This is a genomic window from Synechococcus sp. MU1643, from assembly GCF_020514095.1.
Classification (GTDB): domain Bacteria; phylum Cyanobacteriota; class Cyanobacteriia; order PCC-6307; family Cyanobiaceae; genus Parasynechococcus.
Genome location: NZ_VTKY01000007.1, coordinates 51,308 through 70,049 on the forward strand (window position 1 = coordinate 51,308; position 18,742 = coordinate 70,049).

General features: G+C 60.1%; 17 protein-coding genes. 10 read left to right on the forward strand and 7 right to left on the reverse strand.

The genetic code is table 11. The features are described 5' to 3' along the window. Nucleotides 1–93: 93 nt before the first annotated feature. Entirely contained in the window at nucleotides 94–420 is a 327-nt protein-coding gene (locus tag FZX09_RS10340) for a hypothetical protein (RefSeq protein WP_186494314.1), read from the forward strand. Between the two features lie 37 nt (nucleotides 421–457). Then, nucleotides 458–925, forward strand: coding sequence for a hypothetical protein (locus tag FZX09_RS10345; protein WP_226402548.1), 468 nt, complete (start codon nucleotides 458–460; stop codon nucleotides 923–925). Between the two features lie 58 nt (nucleotides 926–983). On the opposite strand, the gene FZX09_RS10350 is transcribed toward FZX09_RS10345, so the two are convergent. Then, the gene (locus tag FZX09_RS10350; protein ID WP_226402550.1) at nucleotides 984–3,506 is read right to left on the reverse strand and encodes a glycogen/starch/alpha-glucan phosphorylase; all 2,523 of its coding nucleotides are present in this window, start codon (nucleotides 3,504–3,506) and stop codon (nucleotides 984–986) included. 212 nt (nucleotides 3,507–3,718) lie between these two features. Between FZX09_RS10350 and FZX09_RS10355 the strand changes: the two genes are divergently transcribed. Next, nucleotides 3,719–5,095 (forward strand): cation:proton antiporter, encoded by a 1,377-nt coding sequence (locus FZX09_RS10355; RefSeq protein WP_226402552.1) that lies wholly within the window; start codon nucleotides 3,719–3,721, stop codon nucleotides 5,093–5,095. Nucleotide 5,096: 1 nt separating this feature from the next. Here the strand turns inward: FZX09_RS10355 and FZX09_RS10360 are convergent, their stop codons facing one another. Then, on the reverse strand, nucleotides 5,097–5,447 hold the full coding sequence (locus tag FZX09_RS10360; RefSeq protein WP_226402554.1) for a hypothetical protein: 351 nt from the start codon (nucleotides 5,445–5,447) through the stop codon (nucleotides 5,097–5,099). A 20-nt stretch (nucleotides 5,448–5,467) separates the two neighbouring features. Between FZX09_RS10360 and FZX09_RS10365 the strand changes: the two genes are divergently transcribed. Continuing rightward, nucleotides 5,468–6,388, forward strand: coding sequence for an alpha/beta fold hydrolase (locus FZX09_RS10365; RefSeq protein ID WP_226402556.1), 921 nt, complete (start codon nucleotides 5,468–5,470; stop codon nucleotides 6,386–6,388). Nucleotides 6,389–6,405: 17 nt separating this feature from the next. Next, nucleotides 6,406–7,260, forward strand: a complete 855-nt coding sequence (locus FZX09_RS10370) for a galactose mutarotase (RefSeq protein WP_226402558.1) — start codon at nucleotides 6,406–6,408, stop codon at nucleotides 7,258–7,260. Here FZX09_RS10370 and FZX09_RS10375 read toward each other — a convergent pair. After that, entirely contained in the window at nucleotides 7,245–8,396 is a 1,152-nt protein-coding gene (locus FZX09_RS10375; RefSeq protein WP_226402560.1) for an FAD-binding oxidoreductase, read from the reverse strand. The genes FZX09_RS10370 and FZX09_RS10375 overlap by 16 nt on opposite strands. A gap of 14 nt (nucleotides 8,397–8,410) precedes the next feature. On the opposite strand from FZX09_RS10375, the gene FZX09_RS10380 reads away from it, so the two are divergent. Next, nucleotides 8,411–9,757, forward strand: coding sequence for a four-carbon acid sugar kinase family protein (locus FZX09_RS10380; RefSeq protein ID WP_226402562.1), 1,347 nt, complete (start codon nucleotides 8,411–8,413; stop codon nucleotides 9,755–9,757). On the opposite strand, the gene FZX09_RS10385 is transcribed toward FZX09_RS10380, so the two are convergent. Next, nucleotides 9,656–11,038 (reverse strand): (Fe-S)-binding protein, encoded by a 1,383-nt coding sequence (locus FZX09_RS10385; protein WP_226402564.1) that lies wholly within the window; start codon nucleotides 11,036–11,038, stop codon nucleotides 9,656–9,658. The genes FZX09_RS10380 and FZX09_RS10385 overlap by 102 nt on opposite strands. 844 nt (nucleotides 11,039–11,882) lie before the next feature. Further along, entirely contained in the window at nucleotides 11,883–13,307 is a 1,425-nt protein-coding gene (locus FZX09_RS10390) for an NADP-dependent isocitrate dehydrogenase (protein ID WP_226402566.1), read from the reverse strand. Between the two features lie 82 nt (nucleotides 13,308–13,389). On the opposite strand from FZX09_RS10390, the gene FZX09_RS10395 reads away from it, so the two are divergent. After that, the gene (locus FZX09_RS10395) at nucleotides 13,390–14,340 is read left to right on the forward strand and encodes a glycosyltransferase family 2 protein (protein WP_226402568.1); all 951 of its coding nucleotides are present in this window, start codon (nucleotides 13,390–13,392) and stop codon (nucleotides 14,338–14,340) included. Here FZX09_RS10395 and FZX09_RS10400 read toward each other — a convergent pair. Further along, nucleotides 14,323–15,537, reverse strand: coding sequence for a ChbG/HpnK family deacetylase (locus FZX09_RS10400; RefSeq protein ID WP_226402570.1), 1,215 nt, complete (start codon nucleotides 15,535–15,537; stop codon nucleotides 14,323–14,325). The genes FZX09_RS10395 and FZX09_RS10400 overlap by 18 nt on opposite strands. After that, nucleotides 15,528–16,304: a 5'-methylthioadenosine/adenosylhomocysteine nucleosidase gene (locus FZX09_RS10405; protein WP_226402572.1), complete on the reverse strand. Its 777-nt coding sequence runs from the start codon at nucleotides 16,302–16,304 to the stop codon at nucleotides 15,528–15,530. Before FZX09_RS10405 ends, FZX09_RS10400 begins: the two co-directional genes overlap by 10 nt. A 92-nt stretch (nucleotides 16,305–16,396) precedes the next feature. Here FZX09_RS10405 and FZX09_RS10410 point away from each other — a divergent pair, with 92 nt between their 5' ends. From FZX09_RS10410 to FZX09_RS10420, 3 genes are all read left to right on the forward strand, one after another. Continuing rightward, nucleotides 16,397–16,804: a hypothetical protein gene (locus tag FZX09_RS10410; RefSeq protein WP_226402574.1), complete on the forward strand. Its 408-nt coding sequence runs from the start codon at nucleotides 16,397–16,399 to the stop codon at nucleotides 16,802–16,804. Between the two features lie 72 nt (nucleotides 16,805–16,876). Next, nucleotides 16,877–17,590 (forward strand): heme oxygenase (biliverdin-producing), encoded by a 714-nt coding sequence (locus FZX09_RS10415; RefSeq protein ID WP_226402576.1) that lies wholly within the window; start codon nucleotides 16,877–16,879, stop codon nucleotides 17,588–17,590. Continuing rightward, complete coding sequence (locus FZX09_RS10420; protein ID WP_226402578.1) at nucleotides 17,587–18,654, forward strand: glycosyltransferase; 1,068 nt, start codon at nucleotides 17,587–17,589, stop codon at nucleotides 18,652–18,654. The genes FZX09_RS10415 and FZX09_RS10420 overlap by 4 nt, the downstream gene beginning before the upstream one ends. The last annotated feature ends 88 nt before the right edge of the window (nucleotides 18,655–18,742 follow it).

An 18,742-nucleotide genomic window follows, 5' to 3' on the forward strand; every position in this document is an offset into this window, starting at 1 on the left:
TGAGAATTGCTGAAGAAGTAGTGAGCGCTACATCTGGTGGGGTGGGCAGATCGTTCACCACCGCTAGGGTTGTCCCAACCGGGTGTGGGTGCCATGACCCAGCTTCACGATCTTCGTCTGCGGCTGTTGGTGCAGCAGGAAAGTGAGCGGATTGCAGAATCCCAGCCCACGGATCTGGACCTATCGGTGGTTCAAGCCCGCTGTCTCTGCTGGCTTGCTCTTCTGGCAGAGGCCCATGAGGACCAGGCCAGTGATGCCGAACGCCGCGGCGACACAGAACAAGCCATGGGTTGGTTTGCGGACTCCATGCGGCTGCGGGATGTGATCGGTGTTGTGTCGTCCATTGAAATCCCTCTGCCCGACACGGCTGCTGAGGATGGCCCCCAGGCCGAGGAAGATTTGGGACCTCAGGCGGCTTGATCAGTGGCATAGTGGGAAATGATCGCGAGGGACTGCATTGCCGGAAGAGCCCTGCCAGTGCCCGGATTGCCAACGGTTTTACCGGGAGCATGACCGGCTGATCCGGGAATCCCCCACTCTTCGTCAACAACAGGAGCTCAACTGGGCAGCCCTCCAGTCTTTCCGGACCCTTTCCGGACGCGTTCTCGAGGACTTACAAAAGCAGCACGGCTCCCGTCAAACAGCAGACGCAGCAGCCTCAAAGCCTGCAGCAGCAGGAGTGCCCCTCCCTGAGGAATCAGGTGATGGTCTCCAGCAGGCCATCGCTGATCTGGAGAACATCAACGCTCATCTGTTCTCGATTGAGGCCTTGATGGAACGGGTCTTTGATGTGCGCGTTCCCGAGGAAATTGAGCAGAAGTTCCGCGAGCTGGCCGGTGAGTTGGCTCCAGATCCGTTGAATGTGGACCGTCTGCGGCTCAATCGCCTGTTGCACCAGACTCCCGATCTACCCGATCGGAACTGACACTTGATGTCTGGTCAGAGCCCTGGGGAAGACCCCAGGGCTTCTTTTATGGCTGTTTTCAACGCACGTCGCAGGTGATCTCCACATTGAGTGGATCCACGGCCCAGATGTTGTTGCAGTACTCGCTGATGGAACGGTCGGAGGAGAAGAACCCGGTTCGGGCCGTGTTCAGCAGCGACATCCGATTCCAGTGCATCCGATCGCTCCAGGCGCGGCTGACTGCTTCCTGGGCCCGCAGGTAATCGGCGTAGTCGGCCATCACAAAGAAAGGATCATTGCCGGTGAGGTTGTCGAGTAGAGGTCGGAACAGTTCTCCGTCGCCGTTGCTGAAGTGCCCCATTTCGATCAGCCGCAGGGCCTCCTGCAGCTCCGGAAGTGCTGAGATCACGTCGCTCGGGCGGTAACCGCTTTGCTTGAGGGCAGTGATCTCTTCCACGGTTTTGCCGAAGAGGAAGAAATTTTCGCTCCTCACCAGCTCGCGGATCTCCACGTTGGCCCCATCGAGGGTGCCGATGGTGAGGGCACCATTCATGGCAAATTTCATGTTGCCGGTGCCGGAGGCTTCCTTGCCGGCGGTGGAGATCTGTTCGGACAGATCCGAAGCGGGGTAGACCTGCTCTCCCAATTTCACGTTGTAGTCCGGCAGGAACACCACCCGCAGCAGGCCGTCCATGTCGGGATCGGCATTGATGGTGTCGGCGATGCCGTTGAGGAAGCGGATGATCAGCTTCGCCATGTAGTAGCCGGGAGCGGCCTTCCCGCCGAAGATCACGGTGCGGGGCGCCATGCCGTCGGTCTGGCCGTTCTTGATTCGCAGGTACTGGGTGATCACCTGCAGGGCGTTGAGGTGCTGGCGCTTGTACTCGTGGATGCGCTTCACCTGCACGTCGAACAGGCTGGAGGGATCCACCAACACACCTGTGTTGCGATGGATATAGGTGGCCAGCTTGCGCTTCACCGACAGCTTGGTGTTGCCCCAGAGCTCCAGGAAGCCCTGGTCGTTCTGTCGTTCCTCCAGCTTCCTAAGACTCTCCATGTTGGAGATCCAATCGGGCCCCACGTGCTCATCCAGCAAGGCGGACATCTCGGGGTTGGCTAGGGCTACCCAGCGGCGCGGGGTGACGCCATTGGTGACGTTGGTGAACTTCTCGGGCCACAGCGCTGCGAATTCCGGCAGCAGGTCGGTTTTCACGAGATCGGAGTGCAGCGCTGCGACACCGTTCACATGGTGTGCGCCGATCGTGGCTAGGTGGGCCATGCGCACGGCTTTGCTGCCCTCTTCATCGATGATCGACAGCTTTCGCTGGATCTCGTCGTTGCCGGGGTAGCGCAGCCGCACCTGCTGAAGGAAGCGTCGGTTGATTTCGTAGATCAGCTCCAGATGGCGAGGCAGCAGGCTGCTGAACAGGTTGAGGTCCCACTTCTCCAGGGCTTCCGGCAGCAAGGTGTGGTTGGTGTAGGCCACGGAGCGGGACGTGATGTCCCAGGCCCGGTCCCACTCCAGATGCCGATCGTCGATCAGCAGGCGCATCAGCTCCGCCACGGCGATGGCCGGATGGGTGTCGTTGAGCTGAACCGTCCAGTAGTTGGGGAAGTCTTCGACGGCAAGCCCACGGTTGTCGAGGCTGCGCAGCATGTCCTGCAGTGAGCAGCTGACGAAGAAATGCTGCTGCTTCAGGCGAAGACGTCGGCCTTCGTCAGTGCCGTCATTCGGATACAGCACCTTGGAGAGGGTTTCGCTGCCCACCTTTTCCTCAACGGCGCCGTAGTAGTCGCCGATGTTGAAGGCATAGAAGTCGAAGCTTTCGGTGGCATCGGCACGCCACAGCCGGAGCCGATCGCAGATGTTGACCCGGTACCCCAGCACTGGCACGTCGTGGGGGATGCCGATGGCGTGTTCCGCTGGAATCCAGCGGGAGCGGTAATTGCCTTTGTCGTCGATGTAGCTCTCGGTGCGGCCACCGAAGCCCACAAAACAGGCCTCATCGGGTTGGGGCAGTTCCCATGGCCAGCCTCCCTTGAGCCATTTGTCGGTGATCTCCACCTGCCAGCCATCGCGGATCAGCTGGTCGAAGATGCCGAATTCGTAGCGGATGCCGTAACCGGTGGCCGGGATCTTCAGGCTCGCCAGCGACTCCATGTAGCAAGCCGCTAGGCGACCGAGCCCGCCGTTGCCCAGACCCGGTTCCTCCTCCACATCAAGGATTTGCTGCAGCGACTCGATGCCGAAATTCTTCAGGGCCTCTTCGGCCTCATTCTGGATCCCCAGGTTCAGCAGGTTGCTGTGAAGTTGCGGGCCGATCAGGAATTCTGCCGACAGGTAGGCCACCGATTTCTGCGGTCGGGCCCTCATCGCTTCGGTGGTGGCCAGATATCGCATTATCAAGCGGTCGCGCACTGCATAACTCAGGGCCATGTAGAGGTCATGGCGGCTGGCAGTGGGAGCCAGTTTGCCGAGGGTGAAGAACAGGTGCTCCGTCATGCCGTCGAACACGCTCTTGGCATCGAGGCCGGCGCGTTCGGGGTCGTTGTGACAGCCGGGTGTCGGCAGACGCAGATCGAACGGTTGGGACGTGGTCATGGGGGGTCAGCGAGCCAAGGAGCGTGGAATCACCGTCAGGCCAGGGGTGCTCGGAGCCCAACTCAATGAATTACATGGACCGTAGCGATCACAATTGGGGCTGCCTGCAAAAAAGCGTGCTTCTACAGCATTCCCGGTCAATTGGGATCGTCCAGCGAACAGTTCAGCGGCGGAATCACCATTAAGGTTCGGCGTGAGACATGCCCGGCTTGATGCTGCTGCCCACCCTGCTGAGCGAAATCAGCAGCCATGACCTCGAATTGGCGGAAACGCTGATCGGCGTCCTTCGCTTCATGCTCATCTTCGTGGCTGCCCGCACCCTCGCTGAGGTGCTGGTGCGTTTCGAGCTGCCCACCATCCTTGGGGAGCTCCTGGCTGGCGTGCTGATCGGTGCCTCGGGTTTGCATCTTCTGGTGCCGCCGGAGACTCAGGTGCAGCTCTCTGGCGCTTTTTCCGAGGTTGTCTCCGGTCTGTCGCATGTGCCGGTGGACGAGATTCCAGCTCTGTACAACGAGAGCTTCGGAGCTTTGCAGGCGGTGGCCACGTTGGGCCTCTACTCCCTGCTCTTCCTCACAGGTCTTGAGAGCGAGCTGGAGGAATTGATGGCGGTGGGGGCCCAGGCCTTCAGTGTCGCTGTGGTGGGTGTGGTGCTGCCCTTTGCCCTCGGCACCCTTGGCCTGATGGCCATCTTCCATGTGGATGCGATCCCAGCGATCTTCGCTGGCGCCTCGATGACGGCGACCAGCATCGGCATCACCGCAAGTGTCTTCGGCGAACTGGGCTATCTGCGCACCCGTGAGGGGCAGATCGTGATCGGCGCTGCCGTGCTCGACGACATCCTCGGCATCGTCATTCTTGCAATCGTGGTCTCCCTGGGTGCCGGTGGCAGCCTGGAGATTGGTCCCATCGTCCAGTTGGTGGTGGCGGCGGTGCTGTTCGTGGTGGTGGCCCTGTTGTTAAGCCAGAAGGCCGCACCGGCTTTTGATTGGATGATTGACCAACTCAAGGCTCCGGGCGCCAAGTTGATTGGCTCCTACCTGCTTCTGGCCGTCAGTTGTTTTGTTGCCTCAGCGATTGGTTTGGAGGCTGCCCTTGGGGCCTTTGCTGCTGGTTTGATTGCAAGCACTTCGAAGCACCGCCACGAAATTCAGGCGTCGGTCACCCCCATTGTTGGCCTGTTCGCCACTGTTTTCTTTGTTCTGGTGGGTGCCGGCATGGATCTGTCGGTGATCAATCCCTCCGACCCCAGTGCCCGTTCTGCTCTTGTGGTTGCAGCCTTCCTGTTCGTCGTGGCGATCATTGGCAAGGTGGCTGCTGGTTGGGCCATTTTCAGCAAGGAAAAGACCAATAAATTGGTTGTGGGTCTGGGGATGATGCCCCGAGGCGAAGTTGGCCTGATTTTCTTGGGCCTGGGAACGGCTTCAGGCTTGCTCAGCCCTGGCCTTGAGGCAGCGATTCTGCTGATGGTGATCGGCACCACCTTCCTCGCACCAGTGCTGCTGCGCATCGTCCTCAAAGACAAGCCCCCTGAGGACGGCAATCAAGTCCCCGACGAATTTGCAGCTGATCCCCTGGCGGGTGCCTCCTGAATTATTCGTCTTTGCCCGTATTAGCGAGGATTAGTAAAACACTCCAGCCCACGGCCACAACGCCAAGGCTTGAGGCCCAGCCGGGACCCAAAGCCCAGCTGAATCCAAGCTGGGTGACGACGCCGGTGACCAGGGCCAGCAGCAGGCTGCTGATCACCAAGGTCGGTTGCCGCACCGATTCAGGGAGGTCACTGTCCTCCAGGCTGGATTCCAGCTTGCTAAGGGGTGCGCTCAGCGGCACGTAAAGGGCGATGGCCCAGAGCAAAGCTCCGCGCCAGACGGATGCGTCCGCGAGCGGTCCGCCCATGACCTCGTAGCTCACCATCCAGGCTGCTTCAGTGCTGCCTAGCATCGCGTCCCTCGCAGCGGGCTGTGGATCGCGTCACCTGGAGCCATCTCGGCCACGCCGTGCACACGGTGCAGCAGCATCCCGAGCAGGACAGTGCTGATCGTCCAGCCCTTCTGTTGGTGCATGGGTTCGGGGCATCCACAGATCACTGGCGCCACAACATTCCCGTGTTGGCTCAGAGCCATTCCGTGCATGCGATTGACCTGCTGGGCTTCGGCAGAAGTGCCAAGCCAGCAGGGCTGAACTACGGCGGTGCCTTATGGCGCGATCAATTGGTGGCCTATGTACGCGAGCGGATCGGCCGTCCGACAGTGATCGCCGGCAATTCCCTCGGTGGATTCGCGGCCCTTGCTGCCGGAGCCGCATTGGGATCGGACTGTGCGGGGGTTGTCTTGCTCAATGCGGCCGGTCCCTTCAGTGATGAGCAGAAACCGCCGCAAGGTTGGGGTGCGATCGCCCGTCAGAGCATCGGCACGGCCTTGCTGAAAAGCCCGGTGCTGCAGCGGTTGCTGTTCGAGAACCTGCGTCGGCCTGCCACGATCCGCCGCACCCTTAATCAGGTCTATGTCGACAAAGCCAACGTCGATGACTGGTTGGTGGAGTCGATCCGGCGCCCCTCCCTCGATCCCGGCGCTTTCGGGGTGTTCCGCACCGTCTTCGATATCCCTCGCGGTCAGCCCCTTGATGAGCTCTTCGCGGAACTGACCGCGCCGTTGTTGCTGCTTTGGGGCATCCGTGATCCCTGGATCAATGCACCCGGTCGCCGTTCCACCTTCCAGCGCCATGCCCCGGTGGCCACCACCGAGGTGGTCCTTGAGGCCGGGCACTGTCCTCACGATGAGGTGCCGGATCAGGTGAATACGGCCTTGCTGCAATGGCTGGAGGGCCTCAAGTCGGCTGTGGCACCGACAAATGCAGATCTGCTGGCTAGTGAAGTGAAGTAGCCACCCCGCATCGGCGGATGCCAATGACCCTCACCCAGCAGTCGGCCCCCTACGCCCACTGGGAATTTGTGCATCCCAGCAGCGGTGACCAGTTGCGGATCATTCCCGAGCGGGGTGGTTTGGTAAGTGGTTGGTGTTGCGGATGGCGGGAGATCCTGTACTTCGATCAGGAGCGTTACGCCGATCCCACCAAAAGCATTCGCGGCGGTATTCCGGTGCTGTTCCCGATCTGCGGCAACCTGCCCGGCGATGTGCTCTCGGTGGATGGCGTCGACTACCCCCTCAAGCAACACGGCTTCGCGCGGGATCTTCCCTGGCAGCTTCAGTTGCTGGAGGATCAAAGTGGCGTGCGCTTGAGTCTGTCCAGCACCGAGGCCACCCTGGCGGCCTATCCGTTCCCCTTCCTGCTGGAGATGGAGCTGCGCCCGGTTGCCTCTGCCTTGGAGATCTCCACCAAAGTGCACAACTGCGGTGATGCCGCCATGCCCTTCAGCTTTGGCTTGCATCCCTACTTCAACGTGAGCGATCTTGCCCAGACCCGGCTCACGGGCTTGGCGGAGCACTGCCTCAACCATCTGGAGATGGCGGATGCGTCCACGACCGATCAGCTCAATCGGCTGCCGGAGGGGGTGGATTTCCTCTGTCGCCCAGCGGGTCCAGTCAGCCTGATCGACGATGCCACCGGCCTGTCGCTGGAACTGCAGCATCAGGCACCGCTGGATCTCAGCGTGGTCTGGACCGAGCCTCCGCGGCCGATGGTCTGTCTCGAACCCTGGACGGGGCCTCGGCAGGCCCTGGTCAGCGGTGACCGCAAGCTGGTGCTAGAGCCAGGTGCCCAGCAGACCCTTTGTTGTCGCTACAGCGTCTCCTGATTCACCCCGGGCAGCCGGCCGCGGCTGAGTTGCAACTTGGGATCGAACTGGCGTTTCACCGCTTCGATCAGCGGCCGGGAGGGACGGTCGAGCCAGTTGGGCACCCTTGATCCAGCGGCGCGTTTCAACAGCGACATTTCTCCGCCGAGGCGGATCACGCTGCGGCGCAGGGCCTCCAGCTGATGATCCGGCGTGGCGGCATCGCACCAGCCATCACCACATCCGGCTCCGGCGGCCAGCTCCCAGCACCACAACTTGAGGGCCCTCATCGCCTCATCCCGCAACAACCGCTGCAACTGGGCCGGCGGCAGCACCAGCCGTACCAGCTGCGTTGAGGGGCTGGCACCGAAGGGTGTGGTCAGGGCATCGGCGCAGGCCTTGCGTTCGGTTTTGAGCTGCTGTTCCGCAGCCACCGCCTCAAGCTGCTTCAGCTGGTCCGCCACCGCCTGCTCCGACACGCTGCTCACCACCAGCCGCAGCCGCCATGCACCATCGCCGCTGTTGATCCAGTCACAGCGTTCCGGCGTCAGGCTGGAGCGCAGCAGTTCGCTGCGGAAGGCCTCCTGGGCTTTCAGGTCGCCGTCCACCAGCAGGCTGCTCCGGGCGGGGCGCAGCGGTTGCAGCCGCAGGGTGAGTTCGGTGATCAGCGCCAGGCTCCCCCAGCTGCCGCAGAGCAGCCGCATCAGGTCGTAGCCCGCCACGTTCTTCACTACACGGCCACCGGCATGGGCTTCGGTGCCATCCGCCCGCAACAGGCCTATGCCGATGATCTGATCGCGCACCCCAAGATGGCGTTGCCGCAGTCCCCCCGCCAGTCCACGGGTCACCAGGCCGCCGATGCTTCCAGGAGTGCCGGCCCGGGGCCAGTCAATCGGCAGCCATTGGCCCTGCTCTGCAAGCAGATCCTGCAGGTCCTGCAAGGGCAGGCCGGCTTCCACCGTGATGGTCAGATCGTCCACGGCATGGTCGATCACCCGGTTGAGCTGACGGCAGGAGAGCACCTCATGGCGGGGATCAAGCGGTGGGCCCCAGTCCATGCGTGTGCCCAGACCACTGGGGCTCCAGGGGGTGCCGTTCTGATGCCACTGGCGCACCAGGTCGATCAGAGCGCTGCGGCTGGCGGGGGAATGGCTCACGGCACGATGGTGCCATGAAGGTTGTGGTCATTGACGACGATCCCACCGGCTCGCAGACGGTGCACAGCTGTCCGCTGCTGCTGCGTTGGGATGTCGAAACCCTGCGCCGGGGGCTGCGCCATGCGTCGCCCTTGTTGTTTCTGCTGGCCGACACCCGGGCGCTGACGCCAACGGATGCAGCGGAACGCAACCGCGATATTGCGGCGGCCTTGGATCACGCGCTGCACCGGGAGGGGTTGGCGCGTGATCAGGTGCTGCTGGTGAGTCGCGGCGATTCCACCTTGCGTGGTCATGGGGTGCTGGAACCTGAGGTCTTGCAGGCGTCCTTCGGACCCTTTGATGCCACCTTCCACGTTCCGGCGTTCTTGGAAGGGGGACGCACCACCGTGAACGGGGTGCATCTCCTCCACGGGGAACCGGTGCACATCACGCCGTTTGCCCAAGACCGGCTGTTTGGGTTCAGCAGCAGTGATCTGGCCCACTGGCTGGAGGAGAAGAGTGATGGCGCCATTGCCGCGGCATTAGTGCAGCGGATCAGTTGCCGCGACCTTGATGCCGCCTGTGCTGCGGGGCTGCCGCTGTTGATCGATCGCCTGCGTGGTCTCCAGGGCAATGCTGCGGTGGTTGTGGATGCCGAGCGGCAGGAGCAACTCACCGCACTGGCCGCAGCGGTGAGCGCCCTGCAGAGGGAGAAACGGTTTCTGTTCCGCTCCGCCGCCAGCATGGTGAAGGCCCTGGCGGATCCCGGACCGCCGCCGCTTAATCCCGAAAGTCTGGCAGGGTTGCGGCGCTCGGCGGGCGATGAAACGCCTCTGCCTGGATTGGTGATGGTGGGTTCCCACGTGCCCTTGGCGGATCAGCAACTGGAGCTGCTGCTGGCGGAACCGGGATGCCAAGGGGTTGAGCTGCCGGTGCCGCGCATCGCTCGGGTGCTGGAGGGCCCGACACCTGATCTGCTGTTGGCCGATCTGGAGCGGGTCTGGCTGCAGCAGTTGCGGGTACTGCTTGAGGCAGGCTTCACGCCGGTGTTGTTCACCAGCCGTGGTGAGCTGCGCTGTGCTTCAGAGCAGGAGGGCCGGCGCTTGTCCTGCGCTCTGGCGGAGGCGATGGGGCGACTCGCGGCAGCTCTCGCTCCTGATCTGGGTTATCTGATCAGCAAAGGCGGCATCACCACCCAGACACTGCTGGCCCGGGGCCTAGCCCTCGAGTCGGTGCAGCTGGAAGGCCAGCTGCTGCCGGGACTGTCGCTGGTGCGCCCCTCAGCGGGACCCTGCAGCGGATTGCCGATTCTCACCTTCCCCGGCAATCTTGGCGTTGCTGGCACGCTGTTGGACGCCTGGCAGCGGATGCAGGCCGGCTGAGGCGGCCAGCAGTTCCATTGGGTGCTGCACGTGGGCCCGATCGCCCAGATGGCGCCGCAGTTGCAGGGTGCAGCCAATGTTGGCGCTGGCCACCCATTCAGCGCCGGTGCCGCTTAGATCGTCGGCCTTGATCCGGCCAAGTTCGGCGGCTTCCTCCGGTTGCACCAGGTTGTAGATGCCGGCACTTCCGCAGCAGACCCCCGCTTCGGTTGCTTCCCGCAGCTGAATGCCGGGGATGGCGCGCAGCAGCTGGCGGGGCTGGGCATGGATTCCCTGGCCGTGAATCATGTGGCAGGCGTCATGCATGGCCACCACGCCGGGGACAGGTTGCAGTTGGGCGCGGAACGTCTCCACGAGGCCGCGGTCAGCCAGGAATTCCTGCACATCCAGCACCGGGGCCCTGAATGCAGTGTTGCCGTTCAGCAGCTCGCCATAGGCCTTCATCGTGTGGCCGCAGCCGGAGGCAGCCACCAGCACCGCATCCAATTCCCCGTCGATGGCGTTCATGCTCTGAATGAGATTCGTCGCGAGTTGGCGGGTGAGCTCCAGCTCCCCCTGGTGATGGCTCACCGCCCCGCAGCAGCCCTGGTCTGGCGGAATCACCACTTCAAAACCATTGGCCTGCAACACCTTCACCGTTGCGTTGCTCACGCTGGGGTCGAAGCAGCGCTGTACGCAGCCCAGCAACAGCGCTACGCGGCCGCGGCGTTCCCCGCTGGCGGGATTGATCTGGGGCAGTTGGTCGCTGAAGCTTTCCGGCACCAAGGGGGGAAGTAGTTGCTCCATCGCTTCGATCTCCGGCCCGAACAGACGGGTGAGTCCGGAGCGGCGTGCCAGGTGTTGCAGCGGCGTGCCGGCATAGGCCCGCAGGGGTTGAAGCAGGGCGCGCAGTCGGTTGGGGTAGGGCAGCACCTGCAGCAGCAGCTTGCGGAAGCTGGTCTGCCAACTGCTGCGTTGGTTGGCCTGATTCAGCTTGGGTCGGGTGGCCTCGATCAGCTGGTCGTAGCGGACTCCGGAAGGACAAGCGGAAACGCAGGCGAAGCAGCCCAGGCAGGTGTCGAAATGGCTGGCCACCGTGGCATCCAGCTCCAGCTCACCAGCCTCGATCGCCCGCAGAGAGTGGATGCGACCGCGGGGGGAGTCCATCTCACTGGCTAGCACGCGATAGCTGGCACAGGTGGGCAGGCAGAAGCCGCAGTGCACGCAGGGGTCAGCGGCACCGGGCGGCAGACCGGGAAGGGTGCTGGTCGGAGGCTGCTCGGCAGGTGCTGGCTGGCTCATGGGCAGAGTCTGGATCGATCGGCCCGCGGACGGTTGGATTTGAAGAAAAATCGTTGTTTGTTTGGCTCAGGTTTCCTCATCGGAACGCTTTTGCTCTTGAAGCCCTTTAAAACTGATATTTTCCCCATTCGATGTCCCGGTAGAAGATATGTTCGATGTTATTTTTGGTTGGAATTAAGTAGGTCTCTGTCGGGTCTCTTGTCAGTGCGCAAGTTGGACTTTGCCCGTGGAAGTTGTGGGTTCCCGGTCAGGTTGAGATCGTTGAAAATGCTCTCGACTATTTCCTGAAGGTTCTCATGCCGGTATCAGTGTTTGACGAGGATATTTCCTTGATCGCTGTAGATCGATCGGTAAGACGTTGCGAACTTTTCCAGCATTCCACCTTCGATGAAGGTGTCTAGGTCGAGGGATTGCAGTCTCTGATCTTTTTGAGTTCAAAAAACTGGGAAAGGGCAAGGTCCCATGGGTTTCGAGTGAAGAAGAAGCTGAAATAGCTCTCGAATGTTGGTGCATTGATGTAATTCTTGCTGAGGGCAGTTGTTGCTTCAATGTGTGTGTAGTCCTATTGATTTGAGGTAACGGCTGACGCCTTTTTTGTATTTTGCATTTTGCCTTGATGGAAAAATAATTTACTTTGTTCCACCAGGGAATGAAATTTGTAGGACCCTGGGAGTCAAGTTCCCCGCGAATTTTCTCGTCTCGACCTAAAGGTGTAATGACGTCTTTGTGATTGCATCAACATCGACAGCCATTACGCTGTCGATGTTGATGCTGTTTTTCGGTTGGCAAAAAATATGAATTTCTTCGAGTGATTGATGATCACAGATGACCTGTTGTTGAGTGTTTAGAAACGGGCGATGACCGCTTCGGCGAAACCGCTGCAGCTCACCGGATCTACCTGGGGTTCCATCAATCGCGCTAGGTCGTAGGTGACCTGCTTGTCGGCGATGGCGGCACTGAGGCCCTTGGTCACCAGATCAGCAGCGTCCTGCCAGCCGAGGAATTCCAGCATCATCACGCCGCTGAGGATCACTGAACCAGGGTTGATCCGGTCGAGGCCGGCGTGTTTAGGTGCGGTTCCGTGGGTGGCTTCGAAGATGGCGGCGTTCTCACCGATGTTGGCGCCGGGGGCCATGCCCAGGCCACCAACCATTGCAGCGGCGGCATCGGAGATGTAGTCGCCGTTGAGGTTGAGTGTGGCAAGGATCGAATACTCCTGGGGACGGGTCTGGATCTGCTGGAAAATGCTGTCGGCGATGCGGTCATCCACGAGCACCATCTCCTTCCACTTGCCGCCACCGTGGCTGCTGCCGATGGCGTCGATCACCGCCTGTACCTCTGCATCAATTTCAGCCTTTTTCTCCGGTGTCAGGCTGTCGTAGCCAGGCTCAATCATCCGCGCGTTGGCCTGCACGCTCAGGTTGGGATCCTTTTCGAGGTTGCCGAGAATCCAGCTTTCCCGCTCGGTGATGCACACGTCGCGGAACTCTGTGGTGGCCAACTCGTAGCCCCAGTCGCGGAAGGCACCTTCAGTGAATTTCATGATGTTGCCCTTGTGCACCAGCGTCACGTGGCGCTTGTCGCCCTGCAGACGTAGGGCGTGCTGGATCGCCTTGCGGATGTGGCGCTGGCTGCCGGCTTTGCTCACAGGCTTGATTCCGATGCCGGATCCTTCAGGGATCTGGCGCTTGCCCAGCTTGCCGTTAGCAGGGATCACAACCTCGTTGAGGTGCTTGCGCAGCTCTTGGCCGACGGCGTCATCGGCTTCCCATTCCACCCCCATGTAGATGTCTTCGGTGTTTTCCCGGTAGACGATCACGTCCAGATCCTGAGGACGCTTGTGGGGACTTGGGGTGCCCTCGTAATACCGGCAGGGACGCACGCAGGAATAGAGATCAAAGATCTGGCGCAGGGCCACGTTCAGCGAACGGATGCCTCCACCCACCGGTGTGGTGAGGGGGCCCTTGATCGCCACGCCGTAGACGCGGATCGCCTCGAGGGTGTCCTCCGGCAGGTACTGGTAGGTGCCATAGAGGTCGCAGGCCTCATCGCCGGCGTAAACCTTGAACCATTCGATGCTCTTGCTGCCGCCATAGGCTTTGGCCACGGCCGCATCCAGCACCTTCTGGGTGGCGGGCCAGATGTCCACGCCGGTGCCATCACCGCGGATGAAGGGAATGATTGGGTTGTCGGCCACCACGGGCTGACCGTTCTCGAAGCGGATTGGTGTGCCCTGGCTGGGGGCGGTGAGCTTCTCGAACTGGGCCATGGCGGTTGGTCGGGCGTCAGCAAGCTGAGCCTATGACTGAGCCGGGAGACCTACGGTTCACTGCAGTGCAGACCGCGCATCAATGGCCAGCGAGCAGGTGTGGGTAGTAGCGGCCTGCTTCAACGAAGCTGAGGTGATCAGCATCTTTATGGAGCGGGTCACTGCCTTGCCGGAGGTGTCCCATCTGGTGCTCATCGATGACGGATCGTCCGATGCAACGGTGGCGGTGATCCGTGCCTGGCAGAAGAGCCATGCCGACCAAGCCGTCACCCTGTTGGAACTCACCCGCAACTTCGGTAAGGAGGCAGCGATGCTGGCGGGGTTGGACTACGCCAACGGCCGCTGTGCCGCTGCGGTGCTGATTGATTCTGATCTGCAACATCCACCGGAGCGGATTCCGGCGATGGTACATGCCTGGCGCAACGGCGCTGAGGTGGTCACCGCGGTGCGGGATGCCCGCGATGCCGAAGGGCTGATGAAGGTGGCCACGGCCTCCTGGTTCTATCGGGTGTTTAACCGCTTGGTGGATTCGATTCAGCTTCAAGAGGGGGCCGGCGATTTCCGCCTGTTGAGTGCTCCAGTGGTGGAGGCGGTGACCCAGTTGCGTGAGGCCACGCGCTTCTCCAAAGGCTTGATGCCTTGGACCGGCTATCGCAGTGAGGAGATCGCCTACAGCCGGGTTGCCCGCCTTGGTGGCACCACCTCCTGGAGCTCCCTCAAGCTCTGGCGCTATGCCCTGGACGGCATCTTTTCGTTCACGGTCAAGCCGTTGAAGGTTTGGGGCGTGATCGGTGTGCTGATTTCGTTCCTGAGCTTTGTCTATGCCGCCCTGATCGTGCTGCGCACCCTGGCCTTTGGTGTCGACCTGCCGGGTTACGCCTCACTGATCGTGGCTGTTCTGTTCCTTGGGGGAATTCAGTTGATCGGCATCGGCGTGCTGGGCGAATACATCGGCCGGATTTACATCGATGTAAAACGACGCCCGCACTACTTCGTCAGAGCCGTGCATCAAGGTTCAGAGCTGTCGCGCTGACGTCCACTCCTTTTGGCGGTTGGTGGAACTGAAAAAGGCCACAGACTGCTGAAACGCCTCCTGATCCATCCCTGATGCTGCATCAGGGATGGCTGGGTGGATCAGAACAACCGGCTGTGAAGCACGATCGACCTCACTGGAGCTGTAGGCGGTTTCCCAGTTGCGGCGAAACGCTGTTCCGAACATCGATCCACTGAAAAACACCCCGGCGAACCGCCTGTTGGTCGCCAGTCCGGCCCGTCGTAGGCGGGGAGTGGCGAGCCCGCTAAGCAGTTGCAGAACCAGCCACTTGAGCAGGCCTCCTGTCTGAAGGCTGCGCCACCACAGCCTTAGGGATAAGCCTTCCGGCATCGATTCCCGCGTCGTGCGCACCCAGGTGATCGATTCGTCGCTGGCGAGATCCAGCACAGCATCCAGCACTAGGGGCACGAGGTGGATGTGTTGGTGGCCATCGAGGCGGATCTGGCTCAGGCCTGTGAGTTGGCGGTAGCGGCTGATCTGCTGCTGCAGAACCGTGCTCACCTGGGGGGCGATGCGTCGGCGCTGCCAGGGAAGGAATGAGGCCAGCAGCAAGCTACCGAATCCGGTCGGCAAATCCGGGCAGTTGGGCAAGCGATGCCCTTCGGTCAGGCAGAGGTGCAAGGTGAGAGGCGGTGGCTCGGCAAGGTCGCGCCAGGCCTCCACGGCATGTGCTGCACTTGGACCATTCACCAGAAGACTGGCCCCCTGAAGCCGTCTGCTTTGAGCGAGATCGATGATGGCCGCATCCACGCCCTCTGCCAGGCCGAGGTCGTCGGCGTGGAGCACCGGTGGTTGGCCTCTTTCTTGCTGACGGGCCTTGGCACTGAACCGGGCCGCTCGGCTCCAGATCAGGGCGTTCAGCACTGTGGGTGTAAACACCAGCACCAGGGTCGGAGCCTGGAGCAGCGGCAGCAGTGCGCAGACACTGATGTTGACGACGTACTGCAGCAGCAGCCAGCGCCGCGCGAACTGGCGACCCCCCGTCTCCTCCCGGAAAGTAAGCAGGGCATGGCCGAGATACCCCGCCATGGAGGCGGCCAGGAAGGCGATGGGGTTGGCCAGGCTCAGGGCAATCCACTGGCCCAGCAGCAGCAGCACGCCGATGTGCACGGCCGCGGCCGTGCCACCTACCACGCCATACCGCAGCAAGCGGCTCAGCACAGGCGTCATGCGCATTGTTGGGGAGTCTCGTTGCACCGCTGCAGCAGGGCCTCAATCAGTCGCCAGGCCTGTTTTTCGTAGCGTTTGACGAAGTCTTCGAAGCTTTGGGCTGCCGCTTCGTCGGCACCATCGGAAATCACCCGCAGAACCAGCCAGGGGACGCCCTCCTGCTCGGCCACTTGCGCGACGGCAGCGCCTTCCATTTCAACTGCCATGAGGTCAGGGAGGGCATCCCGCAGCGCCTGCAGCACAGCCGGATCGCCGATGAAGCGATCCCCCGTGGCGATAAGGCCGCTGCTGGGCTGTGCGAACCCATCCAGGTCGCCGGCGCTGTGGGCCTTCAGCAGAGCGGTTTTGGCCCAGTCGAACCAGGCCTGCTGCGGTTGGAGTCGGTCCTGGTTCAGCGCTGGCAGCGTGAACCGCGGGAACAAGGGTCGGGCATCCATGTCGTGCTGCACCACGGCATCAGCCAACACCACATCCCATTGCTGCAGGGCTGGATCAGCAGCGCCGGCAACGCCAGTGAAGACCAGCAGATTGATGCTGGGATCGCTGGCGAGCAGGCGTGTGGCGGCCCGCGCAGCGCTCACTTTGCCCCAGCCGCTCCAGGCGAGGCTGAGGCGGACCTTCTCACTCCAAGATCCCCGATGGATCTTGAGGTCTCCGTGTTCGCTGCAGCTCAGCTCTTTGAGGTGGCTGAGATCGGAGCCGATCTCCTCCGGCATGGCGCCCAGCAGGCCGAGGTGCAGCGGTTGCGTCATGGTTTCGTAAACCTCGGGCAACCGTAACGGCGACCTCTTGCTTCTCCCTGCACACTGAGCGGAATCAGGAGGTTGCAGTGAACGCGGGCGAGTCGGTACACAGCGTTGCCCGGATGCGAGCACTGGCTTCCACGATCACGCTTGTTCGCCGTCAGTTTCCCGCTGCAAAGGCCAACCTCAGCCCCTGGAGGGACGACCCGCAGACCCGACAATGGAGTGAAACGGAATCACTCGACCTTTCCTTTCACTTCCCTGGCTGGAGTCCACGCTTGGAATGCCGAAGTTTGCTGATGCAACTGCGCATCAGCGCTGACCGTGGTGATGACAAGCTGCGCCTCTTGGGGGTGTTGATGCGGGGCATGACCTACGACGGCGAACGCTGGCGCCTCGCCACGGTCGGTGAATGGTTACCGGAAGGCCCCCACCTGCCCCAGCAGCCGCAAGTCAAGCAACTACAGCAGATCTGTCGCGAGCTGTTCGAACTGTTTGATCGGAATGCTTCGTCTGATACAGCGGCGTAACCCTTCGCAACGCACAGAGCCCTCCCGTGCCGAACTCCTTTTAGGTTCGATGTCCGGCCATTTCTCGCAATCATGTCTGTCGCTCTTGCTGCCCAGCTCCGGGAAGGCACCAAAAAGTCACACACTATGGCTGAGAACACTGGCTTCGTGAGCTGCTTTCTCAAGGGAGTCGTTGATAAGGCCAGCTATCGCAAGCTGGTTGCTGATCTCTATTTCGTTTACTCCGCTATGGAGCATGAGATCAGCCAACTGAATGACCATCCGGTAGTTGGACCTGTTGCCATGGCTCAGCTGAACCGTCGTGAGGCGTTGGAGCAAGACCTCGCCTACTACTTCGGTGATAGCTGGAAGGAAGAAATCAAACCCTCTCCCTCTGCAGCGGCCTACGTAGAGCGTATTCACGCTGTGGCCCAGGAGTCTCCCGAGCTGTTGGTAGGTCATCACTACACTCGCTACCTCGGTGATCTCTCCGGTGGTCAGATCCTCAAGAACATTGCCCAGAAGGCAATGAATATGGACGGCGATGCAGGCTTGCGCTTCTACGTTTTCGACGATATTGCCGACGAGAAGGCGTTCAAGACGACCTATCGCTCCGCTATGGACACGCTTCCGATCGATCAGGCCATGGCCGATCGCATCGTTGAGGAGGCCAATCATGCCTTCCACCTGAACATGAATATGTTCAAGGAGCTGGAAGGCAACCTGGTGGCAGCCATCGGTAAGGTGCTGTTTGGTTTCCTTACCCGCCGTCAGCGTGCAGGGAGCACAGAAGCTGTTACTGCATGATCACATCGATTCAAGAATCCGAAGCGTTGTTTACAACGATTAGGGTCTTGGTACCTGGGACTAGCAGCCGTTTTCGTTGTGGAGGTTTGAGTGTTGCGAAACAGACAGTTCGTTTGTTATCAGCACTTAGGCCTACAACTCTTGTTACTTATAGAGAGCGGGCTGACCAGCATCCATTCATAGAAGAGCTATTAAAAGAAGAGCTTGTAGATGACCAATGTCTTTGGATTATTTCTTGGGGTTTTGACGTTCCGAGATTACTCAAACGCCTCCGTGGAAGAAATGTTATCTATCATGCTCATAGTTCAGGGTATGGATTTAAGCTGCCTCCAAGCATACCTATTGTTGCAGTTAGTCGAAATACAATGGGTTATTGGGGTCATCATGCTTCAAGAAATCCCTTGTTTTTCATTCCGAATGCACTTGAATCTCAATGGATAGATAGAGGGGATCTGAAGGGTGATCCTGCAATTAGGCCAATTGATATTCTTGTCCAAAAAAGGAAGAGTAGTAATTATCTTTTGTTCGAATTAGTACCGGCTTTGCGCGCTAAGGGTTTGCGTGTAGAGGTTCAGAGTGATTGGGTGGAGGACATTGTTCATTTATTTAATAACTCTAAGGTATTTTTGTATGATTCTACCGAGCATTGGTCTGCGGCTGGATTAACTGAGGGGTTTGGCCTGCCTCCAGTAGAAGCAATGGCATGTGGATGCATAGTATTTAGTAGCTTAAATCATGCGCTTTCAGATATTTTGACACCTGGTGAAATTGGGCACCAAATTGGTTGTGGATCTTTGTCTAATGACGTCAATAGAATCATTGCTGCTGTTTATAAACCATCGGATTGGAAATCATCTTCTTCAATGTTAGAATTAGCGCTACGCGAATTGTCTGAAGAATCGCATGTCAAGCGCTGGAAAGATGTTTTGCAACAAATTGATCAACTCGTGCCTATATTTAATGAATCTAATTTTATAAAACAGCGCTCTCGTCTCCGTATTATCAGCATAAAAGTGTTCAACAAGTTCCGATTCTTTATAACGAAATTACAAGGTGTTTCTTGATGTGAATTAGATTATGTTTACTGCGATCAGCATGAGTTGTTTCAGCATTTTGAGAGTCAATCTCTGCATAATCTCTTCTCTATAGCAT